The 18154-nt window shown below is 66.5% G+C and carries 16 protein-coding genes; 5 read left to right on the forward strand and 11 right to left on the reverse strand.

Annotated elements, in window-relative coordinates; all coding sequences use genetic code 11:
• Positions 1-33 precede the first annotated feature (33 nt).
• Positions 34-1326 (reverse strand): glutamate dehydrogenase GdhB, encoded by a 1293-nt coding sequence (gene gdhB / locus AC6I6S_RS04800; protein WP_497948593.1) that lies wholly within the window; start codon positions 1324-1326, stop codon positions 34-36.
• 1 nt (position 1327) lies between these two features.
• Entirely contained in the window at positions 1328-2506 is a 1179-nt protein-coding gene (locus tag AC6I6S_RS04805) for a M24 family metallopeptidase (RefSeq protein WP_497948594.1), read from the reverse strand.
• 171 nt (positions 2507-2677) lie between these two features.
• Between AC6I6S_RS04805 and AC6I6S_RS04810 the strand changes: the two genes are divergently transcribed.
• The gene (locus AC6I6S_RS04810) at positions 2678-3223 is read left to right on the forward strand and encodes a CDP-2,3-bis-(O-geranylgeranyl)-sn-glycerol synthase (protein WP_497948595.1); all 546 of its coding nucleotides are present in this window, start codon (positions 2678-2680) and stop codon (positions 3221-3223) included.
• Positions 3224-3587: 364 nt separating this feature from the next.
• A complete protein-coding gene (gene pyrE, locus AC6I6S_RS04815; protein ID WP_497948596.1) occupies positions 3588-4115 on the forward strand; it encodes an orotate phosphoribosyltransferase in 528 nt (175 codons plus the stop codon).
• A gap of 52 nt (positions 4116-4167) precedes the next feature.
• Here the strand turns inward: pyrE and AC6I6S_RS04820 are convergent, their stop codons facing one another.
• From AC6I6S_RS04820 to AC6I6S_RS04835, 4 genes are all read right to left on the reverse strand, one after another.
• A complete protein-coding gene (locus AC6I6S_RS04820; RefSeq protein WP_497948597.1) occupies positions 4168-4812 on the reverse strand; it encodes a ribulose-1-phosphate aldolase in 645 nt (214 codons plus the stop codon).
• Entirely contained in the window at positions 4809-5513 is a 705-nt protein-coding gene (locus AC6I6S_RS04825; protein WP_497948598.1) for a ribulose-1,5-bisphosphate 5-phosphatase, read from the reverse strand. The genes AC6I6S_RS04820 and AC6I6S_RS04825 overlap by 4 nt, the downstream gene beginning before the upstream one ends.
• A 58-nt stretch (positions 5514-5571) precedes the next feature.
• Complete coding sequence (locus AC6I6S_RS04830) at positions 5572-5784, reverse strand: rubrerythrin-like domain-containing protein (RefSeq protein ID WP_497948599.1); 213 nt, start codon at positions 5782-5784, stop codon at positions 5572-5574.
• A gap of 75 nt (positions 5785-5859) precedes the next feature.
• Positions 5860-8604, reverse strand: a complete 2745-nt coding sequence (locus AC6I6S_RS04835; RefSeq protein ID WP_497948600.1) for a bacterio-opsin activator domain-containing protein — start codon at positions 8602-8604, stop codon at positions 5860-5862.
• Positions 8605-8900: 296 nt separating this feature from the next.
• Between AC6I6S_RS04835 and thrS the strand changes: the two genes are divergently transcribed.
• The gene (thrS, locus tag AC6I6S_RS04840) at positions 8901-10844 is read left to right on the forward strand and encodes a threonine--tRNA ligase (RefSeq protein ID WP_497948601.1); all 1944 of its coding nucleotides are present in this window, start codon (positions 8901-8903) and stop codon (positions 10842-10844) included.
• 288 nt (positions 10845-11132) lie between these two features.
• Here the strand turns inward: thrS and AC6I6S_RS04845 are convergent, their stop codons facing one another.
• Together AC6I6S_RS04845 and AC6I6S_RS04850 are read right to left on the reverse strand one after the other, a co-directional pair.
• Entirely contained in the window at positions 11133-11876 is a 744-nt protein-coding gene (locus AC6I6S_RS04845) for a sensor histidine kinase (protein WP_497948602.1), read from the reverse strand.
• Positions 11877-12387: 511 nt separating this feature from the next.
• Positions 12388-13011: a methyltransferase family protein gene (locus AC6I6S_RS04850; RefSeq protein ID WP_497948603.1), complete on the reverse strand. Its 624-nt coding sequence runs from the start codon at positions 13009-13011 to the stop codon at positions 12388-12390.
• Positions 13012-13104: 93 nt separating this feature from the next.
• Here AC6I6S_RS04850 and AC6I6S_RS04855 point away from each other — a divergent pair, with 93 nt between their 5' ends.
• Together AC6I6S_RS04855 and AC6I6S_RS04860 are read left to right on the forward strand one after the other, a co-directional pair.
• Positions 13105-13776 carry a helix-turn-helix domain-containing protein gene (locus tag AC6I6S_RS04855; RefSeq protein ID WP_497948604.1) on the forward strand — a complete coding sequence of 224 codons (672 nt, stop codon included), beginning with the start codon at positions 13105-13107 and terminating at the stop codon, positions 13774-13776.
• Between the two features lie 102 nt (positions 13777-13878).
• On the forward strand, positions 13879-14589 hold the full coding sequence (locus AC6I6S_RS04860) for a phosphoribosyltransferase family protein (RefSeq protein WP_497948605.1): 711 nt from the start codon (positions 13879-13881) through the stop codon (positions 14587-14589).
• 128 nt (positions 14590-14717) lie between these two features.
• Here AC6I6S_RS04860 and AC6I6S_RS04865 read toward each other — a convergent pair whose 3' ends face one another.
• The 3 genes from AC6I6S_RS04865 to AC6I6S_RS04875 form a co-directional block, all read right to left on the reverse strand.
• On the reverse strand, positions 14718-15152 hold the full coding sequence (locus tag AC6I6S_RS04865; RefSeq protein ID WP_497948606.1) for a universal stress protein: 435 nt from the start codon (positions 15150-15152) through the stop codon (positions 14718-14720).
• A 54-nt stretch (positions 15153-15206) separates the two neighbouring features.
• The gene (pdhA, locus tag AC6I6S_RS04870) at positions 15207-17315 is read right to left on the reverse strand and encodes a pyruvate dehydrogenase (acetyl-transferring) E1 component subunit alpha (protein ID WP_497948607.1); all 2109 of its coding nucleotides are present in this window, start codon (positions 17313-17315) and stop codon (positions 15207-15209) included.
• Between the two features lie 107 nt (positions 17316-17422).
• Positions 17423-18013: a 50S ribosomal protein L15e gene (locus tag AC6I6S_RS04875; RefSeq protein WP_497948608.1), complete on the reverse strand. Its 591-nt coding sequence runs from the start codon at positions 18011-18013 to the stop codon at positions 17423-17425.
• Positions 18014-18154 lie beyond the last annotated feature (141 nt).

Below are 18154 nucleotides of genomic sequence, written 5' to 3' on the forward strand. Positions count from 1 at the left end.
GCCCCCTCCAGACGGGAGCGGGCCGTGTTAGGGCTACGGCCAGAGCCCGCGCGTCGCCTTCGCCTCGGCGATCCGGGAGAGCGCGACGACGTAGGCGGCGTCGCGCCACGTTAGCTCCTTCCGTTCGACCTCGCCGCGGACGTCGTGCCAGGCGTCGAGCATGTGTTCCTCGAGTTCCCCCTGAACCCGCTCTACGCTCCACTGGCGGCGATTGATGTCCTGGAGCCACTCGAAGTAGCTCACGGTCACCCCGCCCGCGTTCGCGAGGATGTCGGGGATCACCGGAATCCCGCGCTCCTCGAGGACGCTGTCGGCGGCGAACGTCGTCGGGCCGTTGGCACCCTCGACGACGAGGTCCGCCCGGACGTCGGCGGCGTTCTCGGCGGTGATGACGTTGCCGACGGCGGCGGGAACGAGGACGTCGACATCGAGTTCCAGGATCTCCTCGTTCGACAGGGTTTCGGGGGCGTCCTGCTCGAGGACCGCTTCGGGCTCTTCCTCGTGGGTCGGAATCGATTCGATGTCGAGCCCGTCGGGGTCGTAGATCGCGCCGTTGACGTCGCTGACGGCGACGACGTCGGCGCCCCACTCGTCGAGCAGTCGGGCGGCGTTGGCGCCCACACTGCCGAAGCCCTGGACGGCGACCGTCGCACCCTCGAGGCCGATATCGTAGTAGTCGATGGCCTCGCGGGCGACGATCGCGACGCTGCGGCCGGGAGCCTCCTGGCGGCCGTAGGAGCCGCCGACGACGGGCGGTTTCCCGGTGACGACGCCGGGTGTCGTCTCGCCCTGTTGCATTGAGTAGGCGTCCATGAACCAGGCCATCGTCTGGGCGTCGGTGCCCATATCGGGGGCGGGAACGTCCTTCGTCGGACCGACGACGGCGCGAAGCTCCTCTGCGAACCGGCGGGTGAGCCGCTCGGTCTCATCTTCGGTGAGTTCCTTCGGGTTGACCGCGACGCCGCCTTTCCCCCCGCCGAAGGGGAGGTCCATCACGGCGCACTTCCAGGTCATCCACATCGAGAGCCCGATGCACTCGTCGATGTTCACCTCGGGGTGGTAGCGAAGGCCGCCCTTGTAGGGGCCGCGGACGTCGTCGTGCTGGGCGCGGTAGCCGGTGAAAACGTCGACGGAGCCGTCCTCGCGCTCGAGGGGCACCGACACCTGCTCGACGCGGGTCGGGTGTTTCAGCCGCTCGATCACGCCCTCGTCGACGTCGACGTGGGCGGCGGCGCGCTCGAGTTGGCGGCGGGCGGTGACGAGCGCGGAGTCGGTTTCGTGTGCGTCGGAATCGGGTTCGGTCTCCTGGGCGGGTTCCATGCTCATTTCAGGCGGTGAACAGTCGTCGCGGGAACGAGGCAAGTGTTTCGACTCCGGTCGCGGTCACTCGGAACGTCTCGCTGATCTCCATTCCCACCTCGGCGGTCCAGATGCCGGGGATCGTGTGGAACGTCATGTCCTCCTCGAGCACTGTCTCGTCGCCCGGCCGGAGACTCGCGGTGTGCTCGCCCCAGTCCGGCGGGTAGCCCAACCCCACCGAGTAGCCGATCCGGTCCTCCTTCTCGATGCCGTACTGTGCGATCGTCTCCCGCCAGGCCTCCTCGACGGCCTCGCAGGTGACCCCCGGCTCGACGGCGTCGAGGGCGGCCTCGATCCCCTCCGTGACGATCTCGGCGGTTTCCCGGAGCTTCTCGGGTGGCTCGCCGACGACCGTCGTCCGGGCCAGCGGGGCGTGATACCGGTGGCGACAGCCCGAGAGTTCGATGATCACCGGATCGCCGTCCTCGAACTGCCGGTCGGTCCAGGTGAGGTGAGGCGTGCCGGTGTGCTCGCCGGAGGGCATCAGCGGGACGATCGCGGGGTAGTCTCCGCCGAACTCGTCGGTCCCCCGGACGAGGGCGTCGTAGATCTCCGCCGCGACCTCGTACTCCGGCACCCCCTCGGCGACCGCCTCGAGGCCTGCCTCCATCGCCTTCTCGGAGATGCGGGCGGCCTGGCGCATGTACTCGAGTTCCTGCTCCGATTTTTTGATCCGAACCCAGCCCACGAGCAGCGTCGCATCCTCGAACTCGGCCTCGGGGAGGTTCCGCTGGAGGCGCGTGTAGGACTTCGCGGTGAAATACGAGGCGTCCATCTCGAGGCCGATCCGGCCGTCGGCGACCTCGCACTCCTCGAGCACGCCCGCGATGTAGTCCATCGGGTGCAGATCGTGCGGCGAGTGGACGTGATCGTCGCTGTACGAACGGATGTTCTTCTCGGCGAGCCAGGTGGTCGCCCGCGCGCCGCCGGCGTCCATCTCGCGGCCGACCCAGATCGGCTCCTCGCGCTCCGTGGTCAGGACGACCGCCTGGTGGACGTAAAACGACCAGCCGTCGTACCCCGCGAGGTAGTTCATGTTCGACGGATCGGAGACGACGATCGCGTCGAGCCCCGCCGCCCGCATCCGCTCTTTGGTTCGCTCGATACGCCGCCCGTACTCACGGTCGCTGAACACGTCACCTGGCATCGGCGTATGGGAACCTCACCCACGGCCGATAAAATCCTTTCACGCACGCCGGAGACGGATACCACCTCAGTGAAGCGAGGGCAGTACCCGAGAACTGCGGTACTGTCTCCGAGGGGCCGCCTCGAGACGCGAACCATCCCCGTTAAGTTACGGGCAGTCATCGGAGGTGACATGGCAGTACTCGAGACGATCGTCATCGCGTTCTGGGCGATGTTGCCGGCCTACGTGCCGAACAACGCCGCGGTGCTGGCGGGCGGCGGCCGGCCGATCGACGGCGGGCGAACCTGGGGCGGGTCGCGGATCCTCGGCGACGGGAAGAGCTGGCGAGGAACCGCCGCGGGGATTCTCGCTGGACTGGTGCTCGCGGCCGTGTTGACGCTTCTCGCGGACGACGTGAGCGCCGCGATCGGGTTCGACGTTCCCGCGTTTACCCCGCTTGCGGCGCTCGGCCTCGCCGCGGGTGCGATGCTCGGCGACATCCTCGCCTCCTTCGTCAAGCGCCGCACGGGCCGCGAACGCGGCGCGATGTTCCCCGGCGTCGATCAACTGGACTTCGTCGTGGTGTCGCTCCCGCTCACCGCGTTGCTCGCCACCGAGTGGTTCTTCGAGGTGTTCACCTGGGGCGTCATCCTCGTCGTAGTCCTGCTCACGCCGATCCTGCACGTGACGACGAACATGATCGCCTACAAACTCGGGCTGAAGAACGAGCCCTGGTAGCCCACCTTTTGCGCTGCGCTCTTCTCTCGCCGACGCCAGCGTAGCTGGCGCACGGCGCGTCGACGCTCGGCAAAATCTTCAAAAGAGCAAAGCTCTTTTGGACCTCGCGGAAGCGAAGCTTCCGCTCAGGCTGGACCAAAAGCACTCCTCTCCGTTCGCTCGTTTCACTCGCTCACGTCGGACGTCGGCCCGCTCACTCCCTGCGGTCGCTCACGGTGGGTTTCGTAGCGCACCTACCTTTCCCCGGGGAGCACGCTCGTCGAAATACGACGAACGTGCTCCCGGCCACGTTCCGAGTGTGAGCGATCCGTCCACCCGCCGCGTTCCACACCGCTTATCTCGCTCGAGTGCGCCACTCTCGCCAATGGCGAACCAGGAGCTCATCGATGCGCTGCGGGCCGCGGACGCCGTCCAGTTCGGCGAGTTCGAACTCTCCCACGGCGGCACGAGCGAGTACTACGTCGACAAGTACCTCTTCGAGACCGACCCCCGGTGTCTCGAGCTGATCGCCCAGGCGTTCGCCGACCGCCTCGAGCCCGACGCCAAGATCGCGGGCGTCGCCCTCGGCGCGGTCCCGCTGGCGGCGGCGACCAGCGTCGCCGCGGGCGTCCCCTACGTCATCGCCCGCAAACAGCGCAAGGAGTACGGCACCGGGAACCTGGTCGAGGGGCGACTCGCCGAGGGCGAGGAGGTCGTCGTACTCGAGGATATCGTCACCACCGGCACCAGTCTCGTCGAGGCCGTCGAGGCCCTGCGCGAGGCAGGCGCGACCGTCGAGCGCGCGCTCGTCGTCGTCGACCGCGAGGAGGGCGGCCGGGAGGAAGTCGAGGCGGCGGGCCTCGAGATGGAGTCGCTGGTGACCGCGAGCGACCTGCTCGCGGATCGGGACTAGATTTCGGAGAGCATTGCTATCGACCACCCGCTGTGACTCTCTCGAGTCCCATCTACTGCCCGTAGGATTCGAACTGCTCGAGCACCGTCTCTAACTGCGCGTCGGATAGCGTCTTCGGCTCGAGACTCGCGCCGATCGACTGCAGGTACAACCGGGCCAGGCTCTCGACGTGGACCGTGTTCTCGAGGGCCGTCTCGAGGTCGGGGGCGGTCACGACGAGCCCGTGGTTCTCGATGAAGCAGGCCGTCGAGTCGGCGTTTGCCATCGCGGCCACGATGTTGGCCGCGAGTTCGTCGGTGCCGTAGGGGGCGTACTCCGCCACGGGCACTCGTTTGCCGACGGCGACGATCATGTAGTGGATCGGCGGCAGCGGCTGGTGGCAGACCGCCATCGCCGTGGACCACGGCGAGTGGGTGTGGACGATGGCGCCGACGTCCTCCCGGCGATAGATCGAACTGTGCATCGGCACCTCGCTGCTAGGTGCCATCCCGCCCTCGCGGTGTTCACCATCGACGCCGACCACCGGCGTGTCTTCGACGTCGAAACTGTCGTAGGGGACGCCCGTCGGCGTGATCGCGAAGGCGTCCGCGTCGTCGCCCCTCCCGCGGACGCTCAGATTTCCCGTCCGGCCGGGGGTGAGCGAGGCGAGTTCCGACGCATGCTCGACGATCTGTCTGCGCTCGGCTTCGAGGATCACAGTACCACCTCGGTTAGCTCTTCGACGGCATCTATCCTGTGGTCCGGGGCACGTTCGCCCTCGAGCGCCGCGTCGTCGCCCTCCCAGTTCCACAGCACCGTTTCGATCCCCAGGGCGTTCGCGCCGACGATGTCGGCCTCGACGTTGTCTCCGACCATCACCGCCCGCGAGCGCCGGACGTCGAGGCGAGACAGGGGGAGGGTGAACATCACCGAGGCGGGCTTCTCCTGGCCGGTCTCCTCGGAGGTAACGAGCGCGTCGAGGGAGGGCTCGAGTCCCAACGCCTCGAGTTTTCGCAACTGGACATGGGTCGTCAGGTTGGTCGTGATGGCGACGGCGACCCCTTTCTCGCGAAGCGTCTCGAGGGTCTCTTCGACCCCCGGAAAGAGCGCCATCTCCTCGATGTAGGCGTCCCAGTACGCCGCACCTAGCGCCCGCGCGTCGGCGGGTTTCGGCGTTCCCGTTCGCTGCTCGAGGGCGCGTTTGAAGTAGAGATAGCGCTCGTGGGAGGCCGCCCGGCCCGCGAGGTCGAGTTTGACGTCGTGGCGGCCGCTCCGGTAGAGGTCGTCGAATTCGTCGCGCTCGAGGTCGTATCCCCGTTCTCGGCCCGTTTGCCAGGCCGCTTCCTTGCCCGCTTCGTTGCAGGGCGAGTAGGGGTACAGCGTGTCGTCGAAGTCGAAGAGAACGGCGTCGACGGTCATACCCTGTCGTCGGCGTCGAGAAAAAAACGCGTATCGGTCTCGGGACTCGACTCCGCGCTCACTCGATCGGCATGGAGCGGTTTCGCAGTGCCGCCTCGCACGTCGGACAGGTGAGCGGGTGGTCGTCAGCCGTGACGACGAGACCACAGTCGAGACACTCGTACTCGACGTCGCCCGTCGATTGGTAGCCGACGTCCCAGAGTCGGGCCGTCTCACCGTCGCTCGAGGGGTCGTCCGCGTCGGGGTTCTGCACTGCGTTCTGTGAGTCCATGCCGTGCAAGTATTGCCGACCGCCCAAATCCGGCATCGTTTACAGTACAACCAGCGCCGGTATAGAGTGGTTTAACTATAAACCATCGTCCGCCCGGCCGTCGAACGCCGCGTCGAAGAGTTTGCGCTGTGCGGCGCGGATGTGCTTGTAGAACGCCTGCGGTGAGATCTCGAGTGCGTCGGCGACCGCCTCGCCGTTGCTCTCCCGGGGCGACGCGAAGTAACCGGCGTGGTAGGCCGTCCGGACGACCTCGACCTGTCTATCCGTTAGCCGGTCGACGAACGGCGTCGGGCCGTTTCGGTGGGACGAAGAACGGTCGCGCTGGGCGCGAAGTTCGGCGTCCGGATACCGCTCGGTGACGAGGGCGTCGACGGTCCGCGTCGCGACCGGCGGCGAGACGGCGACGACGAGTCGCAACTCGTCGGGATCGGCCGCGAGTTCGCGTAACTCGGCCCCGTGGTCCGCGAGCATCGTGGCGACGAACGGCGGGCGGAGTCGAAGCTGGACGACCCCGCTGTTCTCGCCGTCGGTGACGAGACGGGCGCCGAGAACGTCGGCGAATCGGTCGGCTTCCTCGAGCACGCGAGTCGGCGCCACGCCGTCGACGGTGACGAACGCCAGCACGCGGTCCTCGCGGTGGATCACGCCGTCGAGGGTGAGCGTCGCCCCCGTGCGCTCGGCCAGCCGCCCGAAGAGCCCCTCGGGTCGGTCGATCCGGTACTCGAGTTCGGTGCCGGGGTCGCCCAGCAGCGCGTCCTTTCGCGCGAGGGCGCTGATCGCCGAGCCGACGGTCTGGCCCAGTTCGGTCAGCACGCTCCGGGTGACCTCGTCGAACGCGTCGGGGCGAGTCGCGTAGACGGTGAGCGTCCCGTGACTCGCGTCGTCGGCGAGCAACGGCACGCTCACGACTGACTGGAAGCCGGCGGCCAGCGCCGCCGTCCGCCACGGGGCGGCCCGGGGCGAGTCGGCGACGTTGACGACGGCGACCGGCTCGTTCTGCGTCCCCGCGCGGACCGACGGCTCCCGCGGATCCGCGCCGTCATCGAACGCCTGATCGAGGTAGCCCCGATCCGAGCCGGCCCACGCCCGCGGCTGGACGACCTCACCCGCTCCCGCGTGCTCGCCGATCCAGGCGAGCGCGAACCGGTCGGCGCCGACGAGGCGCTGGCAGACGGCGTGTTCGATCTCTTCGCGAGTCTCCGCGCGGACGACGGCCCGATCGACCTCCCGAATGAGGTCGTTGATTCGGTTGGCTCGCTCGAGGCGTCTGTTCTGCTCGCTGAGTCGCCGATCGCGCTGTCGGAGATCCTCCTCCCGGCTGACGCGGTCGAAGGCGGCCTCTGCGGTCGCGGCGACGAGTTCGGCGACCTCCCGGGTGACGTCGTCGATCGCCTCGTCGCCGACGGCGAAGACGCCGTGGTCGCCCAGCGGCACGCAGAGCGCCCGACCGCCGTCGACCTCGCTGCCGATTCGCGCGTCGGCAACGGGGTCGCCCGTCAGAAACACCCTCCCGAGGTCAGAGTCGCCGGGCTCGAGGGGATGCAACGGACCGTAGCGTCGCTCCATCGCCGGACTCGTCGCGTCGGGCCGGAGCAGGTTCTCCGCCTGGTCGTAGCGGTAGAGCGCCACCGCGTCCGTCGCGAGCACGTCGGTCGCGTCGTCGACGACGACTCGTCCGATCTCGTGGGCGGTTTCGGCGTACGAAAGGTCGTGAGCGGTACTGTGCAGCGCCGATAGCGCCCGCTCGCGGCCCTTCCGCTTCGTGATGTCCCGACAGCTGTAGAGGGTCGTTCCCTCCTGGATCGACACCTCCTTGACGTTGACCAGCAGCGTGTGCTCGTCGCCCGCTTTGTCCTGGGTGGTACACTCGAGGTTCGTGAGGACGCCCCGCTCGCGAAGCTCCGCGGGGTCGTACAGATCGCTGCCGAGGAGTTCGTCGATCGTCCCCATCGCCTCGATCTCGTCGACGGTGTAGCCGAAGATGAAGTGGACGTTCGGACAGATGTAGGTGAACCGGCCGTCCTCGTCGGTGACGAGAACCGTGTCGGTCATGTTGTTGAGCGTCACCCGGTGGAGTTCCTCCGAACGGCGCAGGCGCTCGGCGAGTGCGGCCCGCTCGCTCACGTCGATCGCCGTCGCGAGCAGTCGATCGTCCGCCGTCGGACGGACGCTCACCTCGACCGTCGCGCGCGTATCGGGGTCGACGAACGCCGTCGTCTCGAGCGTCGCCTCCTCCCCCGCCCGTGCCTTACGCACCCGCGCCCGGAGTTCTTGGGTGTCACCGGCCGTCCACCACGGCCCGTCCCACCACGGCTCGCCCGCGAAGGTCGTTGCGTCGTCGCCGACGGCCGCCGCAGCCGCCCGGTTCGTCCGGCGAACCCTCCCCTCGCGGTCGAGCACCCACCGGAGTTCGCCGTCGTCGAACGCCGACTCGAATAGGCGTGCCCGCTCCCGCCGATCACGGTCGGTTTCGGCCGCGTCGACCGCCGCCTCGAGCACCGCCGGAAGCGACTCGAGGTCGTCGTTCGACAGCGCGGTCGTTCCGGCGGCGGTCGTCGCGCCGAGAACCGCACTCGAAAGCGCGTCGGCGCAGGCAACGACCGGCAGCGACGGCCGCCGCTCGCGGATCGCGTCGAACGGCTCACGCGTTTCGTCGTCGACGTGCACGACAGCCGCACCGACCGCCTCGAGTGCCGAAAGCGCCTCTTCGGGGCCGGCCGCCGTCCGGACCGGTGCGGGCTCGAGGGCCGCGACGACGTCGCGGCGCCAGGCTGCCGGCCCGACGACGAGTACGTCGTCCGTCGACTCCGTCGGTTGCATGCGACGACGGTAGTCAGCGCGGCCACATATCTTCGACGGTCACTCCGTCGAATCGCGCCCGGCCGGAACCGCCACGCACCATCACAACGCTTTTATCCCGAACCGGACTATCGATAGCCACGATGGTAGGTGTCCGCTTTACAGGGGCTCTCGCCCGCTATTAACTCTCACCTACCCTGTGTTCTGTCGACGCCACTCGACCGACCAGCGATAGCGACGCCAGCGACGCCCCCGGCAGCCCTCGCTGCCGACTCCCCGGACAGCCAGCCAACGAAGATCGATACGTACCCACAGCCATGTCAGAATCAGAATCACAACGAGGAATAGCGGTCGTACTGCCGGACGGCTCCGAACTCGAGGTCGACCCCGACGCGACGGTCGAAGACTGCGCCTACGAGATCGGCCCCGGCCTCGGTCGGGACACGGTCGCCGGCAAACTCGACGGCGAACTCGTCGCGAAAGAACAGCCGGTGTACGACGGCGCCCGGCTCGAGATCGTCACGGACCAGTCCGACGAGTACCTCGAGGTCATGCGCCACTCCGCCGCGCACTGTCTCGCCCAGGCCGTCGAGCGACAGTTCGACGACGTCAAACTCGCCATCGGCCCGCCGACGGAGGAGGGCTTTTACTACGACTTCGACGACCTCGACGTCGACGAGTCGGACTTCGAGGCGCTCGAGCGCGAGATCGAGGAGATCGTCGCCGAGGACTACGAGATCGAACGCGAGGAACTCTCCGTCGCGGAGGCCGAAGAGCGCCTGGCTGACGAGCCGTACAAGCTCGAGTTGCTCGAGGAACTCGCCGAGGAGGGCGAGCAGGTCACCTTCTACAGCCAGGGCGAGTGGGAGGACCTCTGTGCCGGCCCGCACGTCGAGTCGACGGGCGAGATCGGCGTCGTCAAACTGCTCGAGATCGCCGGCGCCTACTGGCGCGGCGACGAGGAGAACCCGATGCAGACGCGGATCTACGGAACGGCCTTCGAGGACGAAAGCGATCTCGAGGCGTTCCTCGAACGAATGGAAGAAGCCGAGGAACGTGACCACCGCAAGATCGGCACCGAGATGGATCTCTTCTCGATCCAGGACGTCACGGGGCCGGGCCTCCCCCTCTATCACCCGCCGGGGAAGACGATCCTGCGGGAACTCGAGCGCTTCGTCGAGGAACTCAACGAGGACGCGGGTTACGACTACGTCGAGACGCCCCACGTGTTCAAGACGGACCTCTGGCACCGCTCGGGCCACTACGAGAACTACGTCGACGACATGTTCATCTTCGACGTCGGCGACGACGAGTTCGGCCTGAAGCCGATGAACTGCCCGGGCCACGCCGCTATCTTCCAGGATCACTCCTGGTCCTACCGCGACCTGCCAATTCGGTACGCCGAGAACGGCAAAGTGTATCGGAAGGAACAGCGCGGCGAACTGTCGGGGCTCTCGCGCGTCTGGGCCTTTACGATCGACGACGGCCACCTGTTCATCAAACCCGATGGGATCGAACGCGAGGTCGAGGCGATCATCGACGTCATCGTCGAGGTCCTGGAGACGTTCGACCTCGAGTACGAGATGGCGCTGGCGACCCGTCCCGAGAAATCCGTCGGCAGCGACGAGATCTGGGAGCGCGCGGAGGAGCAACTCGAGTCCGTCCTCGAGAAGCGAAACTACGACTACGACTTAGAGCCGGGCGACGGCGCGTTCTACGGGCCGAAGATCGACTTTGCGTTCAAGGACGCCATCGGTCGAAGCTGGGACGGGCCCACGGTCCAGTTGGACTTCAACATGCCCGAGCGCTTCGACCTCTCCTACGTCGGCGAGGACAACGAGGAGCACCGGCCGGTGATGATCCACCGCGCGCTGTATGGCTCCTACGAGCGCTTCTTCATGATGCTCATCGAGCACTTCGAGGGGAAGTTCCCGTTCTGGCTCGCCCCCGAGCAGGTGCGAGTGTTGCCAATCTCCGACGCCAACCTGGGGTACGCCCACCGGGTCAAAAACGAGTTCGACGCGTTCCGCGTCGAGGTCGACGGCCGCGACAGCACCCTCGAGCGCAAGATTCGGGCGGCTCACGACGATCGGGTCCCCTACCAGATCATCGTCGGCGACAACGAGGAGGAGGCCGGGAACATCTCGGTGCGCGACCGCTTCGAAGACCAGGAGTACGACGTCGAGATCGAGGCGTTCCGGCGCCACCTCGAGGAAGAACGCGACGAGAAGCGAGCCGAGCCGGACTTCCTGGCCGACTGAGACGGTTGGCTGTAGCGATTTTCGCCGCAACCGCGACCGGTTTGTGGTGACTCTGTTGAATCACGCTATGATTGACACACCCCACTGCTGAATAGAGAGGCGGTACTGTGCTCGGTACTGGAACATTAGCTACCGTCACCTTTCACGCAGTCCCCCGCCCGTTGCTTCAGTGGAAGGCTTTTAGACGTTCTTCTAAGGAAACTTCTCATGGATTCTGATCGGGTAACGGACTTTGAGACGTTGGCTGCACTCGACGACGTGGGATCAGTCCATGAACAGGCACGGAGATCAGGACTCTGGAGGTGAGACGGACCGAAGTGAGACGATAATCCGACAGCCACGGGGCTCGTTTTCCTCGATGGTGAACGTCCCACCGGATCGCGTAAGAATCCAGTAGGCCGTCAAGAGCTTCAACGAGGTGAAATGATCCGTCTGGTCTATCTCTGTCGATTCCAGCTTTGCCTTCGTGCCCGACGGCATTCCCGGCCCATTGTCAGCGATGATCACTTCAGTCGTCTCCTTCTGTTTCACTTTGACGGTAACACGAGGGTTACTGAAATCGTTGTGGACAATCGCGTTCTCGATGAGTTCACGAAAGGCTTCATCGTACGAGGGATTCAGCCAGACCCAGACCGATTCGGGAATGCTGGATTCGAAAGTAGCTACGTTTTGGTCGTCGTACTCGGCAATTATCCCCTTGAGGGTGGGTGCAACATCCACTACATCCGGCGTATACTCAGACGACGCGAGGGTCTGAATTAAGGTGACTTGATCCACCGTCTCGATGAGGTTCTCGACCTCCTCAAGAAGGTCAGTCAGGTTTTCTTCTACTGCTTCATCATCGACGTCATCTCTTGTTAGTTCTGCTAGCCCAAGAATAACGTTCAGGCTGTTCCGGAAATTGTGCCTGACTACCCGATGTAGGACGGCAAGCTCCTTACTGAGTTCGTCTTCAAGAGTTTCTCCCTGACTGGAAACATCTTGTTGAGATGTTTTCTCTTTTCCATTGATAACCCGAGAACATTCCTCCATAAAATAGAGATCCAGCGCCTGAGTTTACCCTTTACTGTTGAGGTGATTAATAACTCGTAGAGCAGTTTGAATACCACAGATATTCTACCGGGATACAACAGTTACTGTCGTACCACCCCTTATATTTCGAACAGCAGAGCCAGTAGTGACAACGAGACAGCGAAAACTCCGGGCGCTGAACGCAACCTCTGGATGTTGTTCGCTGTGTTCCAGCAGACGTACAGATCTGCGCTATTGCGTTACATCGCCCACCTGCACTCAACGCTCACCACCCTCGCAAATCGAATAGAAGGATGAACGGATCACCAGTTTCCGCACGAGCGAACCGAGCGCGGTTCCCGGACGACTCAGCCTTCGGCCCCGTCGTCCGCCTTTTTCACCGAACTCTTGCGTTCTGTATTCAGCAAGACTACTGAAACGCGTCACCGTGTAAGTGGCATCACCGTGTAAGGGAGGTTCGACAGAGCCGCGGTGGTTGCACCGGTACCGACGTACAGTAGACAGTCTCCACTCACGCGGGGCGCTCGCCCCACGTTCCCAACAACTCCCGAACAGTTCTTCGGCCGACGAACCGCGGCGTCCGCGCCGCGTACCGCTCGTAGGCTGCCCCGTATTCCTCGAGCAGCCAGGGCTCCTCGGCGAGGGGCAGGAGGAGCCACCATAGGACGTACAGCGCGCAGAGCACCGCGACCAGTATCGAGTTCGCCAGCAGCGCGAAACCGACGCTCGCGACGAGATAGCCGACGTACTGGGGATTCCTCGAGTAGCGGTACCAGCCCTCCGTCCGAAGCTCCCCGGAGAGCCCCGCCGTCTCCTCGGTGCCCAGGTCGAAGCCCGCGGCGAGGGCGACAACGAACCCCGAAACGAACAGCGCCAGTCCGGCGGCGAGCGTGGGGGGCCGCGAGAGTCCAAGCGAGCCCCAGTCCAGATAGGAGACGACGAGCAACGCGACGGTGAACGTCTGGGCGAGCGTCCACTGGGTGTAGAACCGCCAGCCCCGTTCCCCAGGGGGCCAGTAGCTCGCGCGACCTGCCATCGTGGCAAGAACGCCGACGAAATTCGTGAGCAGTGCACCGGCACCGACGGCCGCGACCGCGAGAGCGAGCGTTGAGGACTCGAGCGATATCCCGATCATACTCGACAGTCGTCGCGGCCGAGCCCTCGGAATTGCTGCGGACACACTAGCGATTTTATATAGTCACGGCCGCTGTCTCGACTCGAGCCCCCGATGAAGTACCTCAGCGTGTGGCTCTCCCAGCCCGACTGGATGCTCCACCCGATGCAGCGGTTCATCCGCGAGGAAGAGGCGGTCCGGTACGAGGAGCTACAGGCCTGGAACGTCGACGCGCGAGCGCCCCACCTCGAGTACGAACTGTTCTACGTCGAGGCCGACCGCGGGCCCTACGAGCGGGCGCTCGAGGGCGTGGACTCGATCCGGTGGTACGATCTGACGCCGATCGACGACGACTCGTTCTACCTCTACGTCTGTCAGGAAACCCGCGAGGAGGACCGAGAGTGGCGCGCGGGGCTCACGGCCCTCGACCTCGTCGTCGTCCCGCCGATCGTCTACGACGAGCGCGCAGATTTCTCGATGACGGTCGTCGGGACTGGCGAGAACCTGCGGGCGCTGCTCGAGGGGCTCCCCGACGAGATCGACGTCACTGTCGAAGCGATCGGCGACTACGACCGCAGACACGCGCCCGTCGCGGACGCGCTCACCGACCGCCAGTTCGAGGCGCTCGAGGCCGGCCTGGCCGTCGGCTACTTCGAGGTTCCGCGGGAGGGTAGCGTCGAGGCGGTTGCCAGGGAACTGGGCTGTGCCTCGAGTACGGCCGCGTTGCTCCTCCAGAAGGCCCAGGCACGGCTGGTCCGACGGCTGATCGGGCGCTACCGGCGGTAGCGAGACGACCCGCCCTCGGTCCGCCGGCCAGCCCACGTTCGTGGTGATCTCGCACACCGAGGTGATCGAAATAGCCATACTTGTGGAATCGTGCATATTTGTATGAACCGAGCCGAGAAGGCCGCCCTGCAGTTGCGGGCGGTCGACGTCTTGCGAATGCTGAAGCAGACCCGGACCTACGACGAACTCGCCGCCGAGACCGGGCTGCCGGCGGGCGATCTCAACCGGTACGTCAACGGCCACGTCCTGCCGGGGGCCGAACGCGCTCGAGCGGTCGTCGAGGAGGTCGGCTACGACGCGCTCGGGGTGGAACTCGACGAGCGGATCCGCGTCGATGCCGACGGCTACGTCGACAACTCGGGCGCCGTCTTCGACCAGCCGTTTCTCGACCTCGTCGCGCCCATCGCCGCCGACGCCTTCGAGTTCGGCCGGCCGGATCTCGTCCTCACCGCTGCCACCGACGGGATTACCCTCGCCGCCTCCCTCGCGAGCTACTACGGCACCCGCTGTGCCTACGCGAAGAAGCGCAAGGAGACCGCCGTCGAGGAGTTCATCGAGGCCAGAGAGCGCCTCGAGTCCGGCATCGAACTCACCTACTACCTGCCCGCGGCGGCGATCGACGACGGCGACTCGGTGCTGGTCGTCGACGACCTCATCCGCTCGGGCGAGACCCAGGAGCTGCTACTGGACATCGTCGACACCGCCGACGCCGACGTCGCGGGCGTGTTCGCGCTCATCGCGGCCGGCGAGGACGGCATCGAGCGCGCTCGCGAGCGGACCGACGCGCCGGTGGGTGCGCTAACGACGGTCTGAGACCGGCTACGACCGGACCGTCAGGCGGGGGACACACGCCGCCGAAGATCCGCCGGTCGGCAGCCGATCGAGCACCGGGGGAGAATCCGGCCCACGCGACGAGTTCTTCGCCGCCCCTGTCCGGACGCTCACCGAACGATCGTTACCGGAACGGGTGAGCGGCGGGCGACGTTCTCGGCGACGCTCCCCAGGAGAATCCGGCTGGCGCCGGTTCGGCCGTGGCTACCGATGACGACGTGGTCGACGTCGTTCTCTTCGGCGTACTGGACGATCGACCGCGAGACGCCACCCAGCACCTGGTCGGTCTGGACGGTCACGCCGTGCGTATTGCCCAGTTCACGCGCCTGTTCGAGCAGCTTTTCCGCGCGATCCTCGTGGTTCTGCCGTATCTGGTCGTAGTTCGCCATCGCGCCGCCCTCGATGCCCGTCGCCGCGTAGAACTCGCCGGGGTCGATGACGTTCAGCGCCGTGATCGTCGCGTCGGGGTACTCCTCGAGTGCGAACTCGAGCGCCTGGGTCGCGCGGTCCGAATCGTCGACTGGAACGAGCACGTTGTTCGCCATAACCGCCGGTACATCGCCCCCGCAAATAAGTTTCCGCCCGGCGACGACAGCGGGTTAGGCCGAGAGCACGCGCTCGAGGGCGGCTTCGATCCGATCGGCCGACGGGCGGTACGCCGACTCCCGTGCAAACAGCGGAATCGGGACGTCGTAGCCCGCGACGCGCTCGATCGGCGCCTCGAGCGACCACAGCGCCTCCTCCGCGATCCGGCCGGCGACCTCCGCGCCGAAGCCCGCGGTTCGCGGGGCCTCGTGAACGACCACGCACCGGCCCGTCTTCCGGACCGAGGCCAGCACCCTCTCGGCGTCCATCGGGCTGATCGTCTGGAGGTCGACCAGTTCGACGTCGGCTTCGATCCCGTCGATCGCTCGCTCGGCCTCCCTGACCATCGAACCCCAGGCGACGACGGTCGCGTCGGCTCCCTCCTCGACGATTCGGGCTTCGCCGAGCGGGACGGTGTGGCCGTCCGGAACCGGACGGCGAGCCCCGCGGTACAGCACCATCGGCTCGAAGAAGCAGACCGGATCCGGGTTCCGAATCGCCGATCGCAGCAGACCGGCGGCGTTCGCGGGCGTCGACGGGATGACCATCTTCAGCCCCGGAATGTGGGCGTACCCCGCCTCGTAGCTCTCGGAGTGGTGCTCCAGGGCTTTCACGCCGAGTCCGTACGGCGCGCGGATCGTCAGCGGGCAGGTGACCCGCCCCCGCGACCGGCTTCGCAGCCGCGAGACGTGCTGCTGGATCTGGTCGAACGCCTGGAAGGCGAACCCCGAGAACTGAATCTCAGCCACGGGCCGGTAGCCCGCGGCGGCGAGCCCGACGCCGAGACCGACGATCCCCGCTTCCGCGACCGGCGCGTCGTGTACCTGCTCTGGGAACGCCTCGAGCAGCCCCTGCGTGGCCCTGAACACGCCGCCGTCGACGCCGACGTCCTGTCCGTAGACGAGGACTCGCTCGTCGCGCTCGGCCTCGACGTGGAGCGTGCGACGGATCGCCTCGACCAGGTTCCGGCTCTCCGCCCCCTCATCCTCGGGCTCGGCGGCCGCCTCGAGACCGGTCCTGTCGTTCGACGACGGGTCCAGAGCGGCGAGTTCCTCGCGCTGTCCCGCCTCGAACGCCGCCCGCTGGCGCTCCACGTACCGCGGCGGATCGCCGTACGCGTACTCGAACATGTCCGCGGGATCCGCACCCTCGGCGGTGTCGCGGGCGGCTGTGATCGCCTCCTCGAGCGTTTCCTCGATCTCCGCCTCAACCTCGGAGACGACTTCGTCGTCGAGCACGCCCCGATCCCGGAGATAGGTCTCGAACCGCAGGACCGGATCGAGCAGCTCCCACTCCTCTTCTTCTGCCGTCGTCCGGTACACCGACGGATCGTCCGCCGTCGTGTGCATCTCCCGCCGGTAGGTGACCGCCTCGATCAGCGTCGGCACGCCGCGACGGGCGCGCTCGAGGGCCTCCCGTGTCACGAGGTAGACGCCGAGGACGTCGTTTCCGTCGACCTGCACTCCCTCGATACCGCCGGCGACGGCCTTCTGGGCGAGCGTCGCCGCCCGCGTCTGCTTCGAGAGCGGCGTCGAGATCGCGTACTGGTTGTTCTGACACAGAAACACCGCCTGGGCCTCGTAGACGCCGGCGAGGTTCATCGCCTCGTACACCTCACCCTCGCTCGTCGCCCCGTCGCCGAAGTACGCCAGCGCGACCGCGTCGCTCCCTCGCATCGCCTCGGCCCAGCCGATCCCCGCGGCGTGTAGCGACTGCGTCCCGACTGCGATCGATGGGGGCAGCGACCGGGCGTCCTCGGGCGGGGTCCCGCCCTCCTCGAGCCCCATCGCGTACTCGAACACCTGCCGGGGTGCCAGGCCGCGAACGAGCCCCGCGGGGTGTTCGCGAAAGGAGGGGACGAGCCAGTCCTCGGCGGCGAGGGCGCCGGCGCTTCCCACCTGGGCCGCCTCCTGGCCGATCGCCGGCGCGAACGTCCCGAGTTCGCCCCGGCGCTGGAGCGCGATCGCGCGCCGGTCGAGTCGACGCGAGCGCTTCATCGTTCGGTACCACTCGAGTAGTCGCTCCTCGGAGAGCGCCGGCTCGAGATCCTCATCGACTCGTCCCTCGGGATCGAGCACCTCGACGCGGTCGATCGAGAACGTCGCAACCTGCGAGCGTGGCATGCAGTTTCCACGTCGAGCAGTGACTTAGTCCGGGTCGTCGCGAGCGCGAGGTGAGTGCCGTCGCTCGAGGGGCGGTTGGTTCGAAAAAGACGACACCGCGAACGGCGTTATTTCGCGCGGCCCTGGCCGCCGGTGTTCGACGGACGGACCTTCTCTGCGCCCTTGCCGCGGGTGTTGAGGCCGCGGTTTGCCTTGCCGGCGTTGGTGAGCCCGCGGAACGCGCGGTTGGTGTGGGCGTCGTCACAGATCCAGTTGAGGTCGTCGTCGTTCTGGATCGCGGGGTGGTTCGGATCCACGAGGATCACTTCGAACCACTTCTGGGAGCCGTCCTCGCCGACCCAGTAGCTGTTGAGCACGCGCAGGTTGGGGAACTTCCGGGAGACGCGCTCCTCGCCGATGCGTTGGATGTTCTTGCGCCGACCGATGCGGCGGACACCCTGGCGCTTCGAGCGGCGACCGGCCTTGTGTCGCTGCTTGCGTGCGGTCCCCTTGCGGACCGAGACGCGAGCGACGACGATCCCCTGTTTTGCCTTGTAGCCGAGTTCGCGCGCCTTGTCCAGCCGCGTGGGGCGCTCGATGCGCTCGATGGCGCCCTGTTTGCGCCACTTCTGTTTTCGCTGCCACTGCAGTTCTCCCAGCTTACCGTCGCCGGGGGTCTTCCATGCCTCCTTGATATGGGAGTAGAAGCTTCGTGCCATTGTGTGTATCCGCGGGCGTTTCCTGGTTCAGAACCGCGAGGATCGACGATCCTCGAGCGTTCCACATCCCGACCTGTGGCGAAGCCGTACAGGTGCCCGCTGTCGCCCGCAGCCCAGCGAGTCGTCTCAGAGTATCCAACT

This window comes from Natrononativus sp. DTA114 (genome assembly GCF_059736515.1).

Coding starts and splice junctions, on each gene's coding strand:
- gdhB (WP_497948593.1), bottom strand. CDS start 1,326: ATGAGCATGGAACCCGCCCAGGAGACCGAACCCGATTCCGACGCACAC.
- AC6I6S_RS04805 (WP_497948594.1), bottom strand. CDS start 2,506: ATGCCAGGTGACGTGTTCAGCGACCGTGAGTACGGGCGGCGTATCGAG.
- AC6I6S_RS04810 (WP_497948595.1), top strand. CDS start 2,678: ATGGCAGTACTCGAGACGATCGTCATCGCGTTCTGGGCGATGTTGCCG.
- pyrE (WP_497948596.1), top strand. CDS start 3,588: ATGGCGAACCAGGAGCTCATCGATGCGCTGCGGGCCGCGGACGCCGTC.
- AC6I6S_RS04825 (WP_497948598.1), bottom strand. CDS start 5,513: ATGACCGTCGACGCCGTTCTCTTCGACTTCGACGACACGCTGTACCCC.
- AC6I6S_RS04830 (WP_497948599.1), bottom strand. CDS start 5,784: ATGGACTCACAGAACGCAGTGCAGAACCCCGACGCGGACGACCCCTCG.
- AC6I6S_RS04835 (WP_497948600.1), bottom strand. CDS start 8,604: ATGCAACCGACGGAGTCGACGGACGACGTACTCGTCGTCGGGCCGGCA.
- thrS (WP_497948601.1), top strand. CDS start 8,901: ATGTCAGAATCAGAATCACAACGAGGAATAGCGGTCGTACTGCCGGAC.
- AC6I6S_RS04845 (WP_497948602.1), bottom strand. CDS start 11,876: ATGGAGGAATGTTCTCGGGTTATCAATGGAAAAGAGAAAACATCTCAA.
- AC6I6S_RS04850 (WP_497948603.1), bottom strand. CDS start 13,011: ATGATCGGGATATCGCTCGAGTCCTCAACGCTCGCTCTCGCGGTCGCG.
- AC6I6S_RS04855 (WP_497948604.1), top strand. CDS start 13,105: ATGAAGTACCTCAGCGTGTGGCTCTCCCAGCCCGACTGGATGCTCCAC.
- AC6I6S_RS04860 (WP_497948605.1), top strand. CDS start 13,879: ATGAACCGAGCCGAGAAGGCCGCCCTGCAGTTGCGGGCGGTCGACGTC.
- AC6I6S_RS04865 (WP_497948606.1), bottom strand. CDS start 15,152: ATGGCGAACAACGTGCTCGTTCCAGTCGACGATTCGGACCGCGCGACC.
- pdhA (WP_497948607.1), bottom strand. CDS start 17,315: ATGCCACGCTCGCAGGTTGCGACGTTCTCGATCGACCGCGTCGAGGTG.
- AC6I6S_RS04875 (WP_497948608.1), bottom strand. CDS start 18,013: ATGGCACGAAGCTTCTACTCCCATATCAAGGAGGCATGGAAGACCCCC.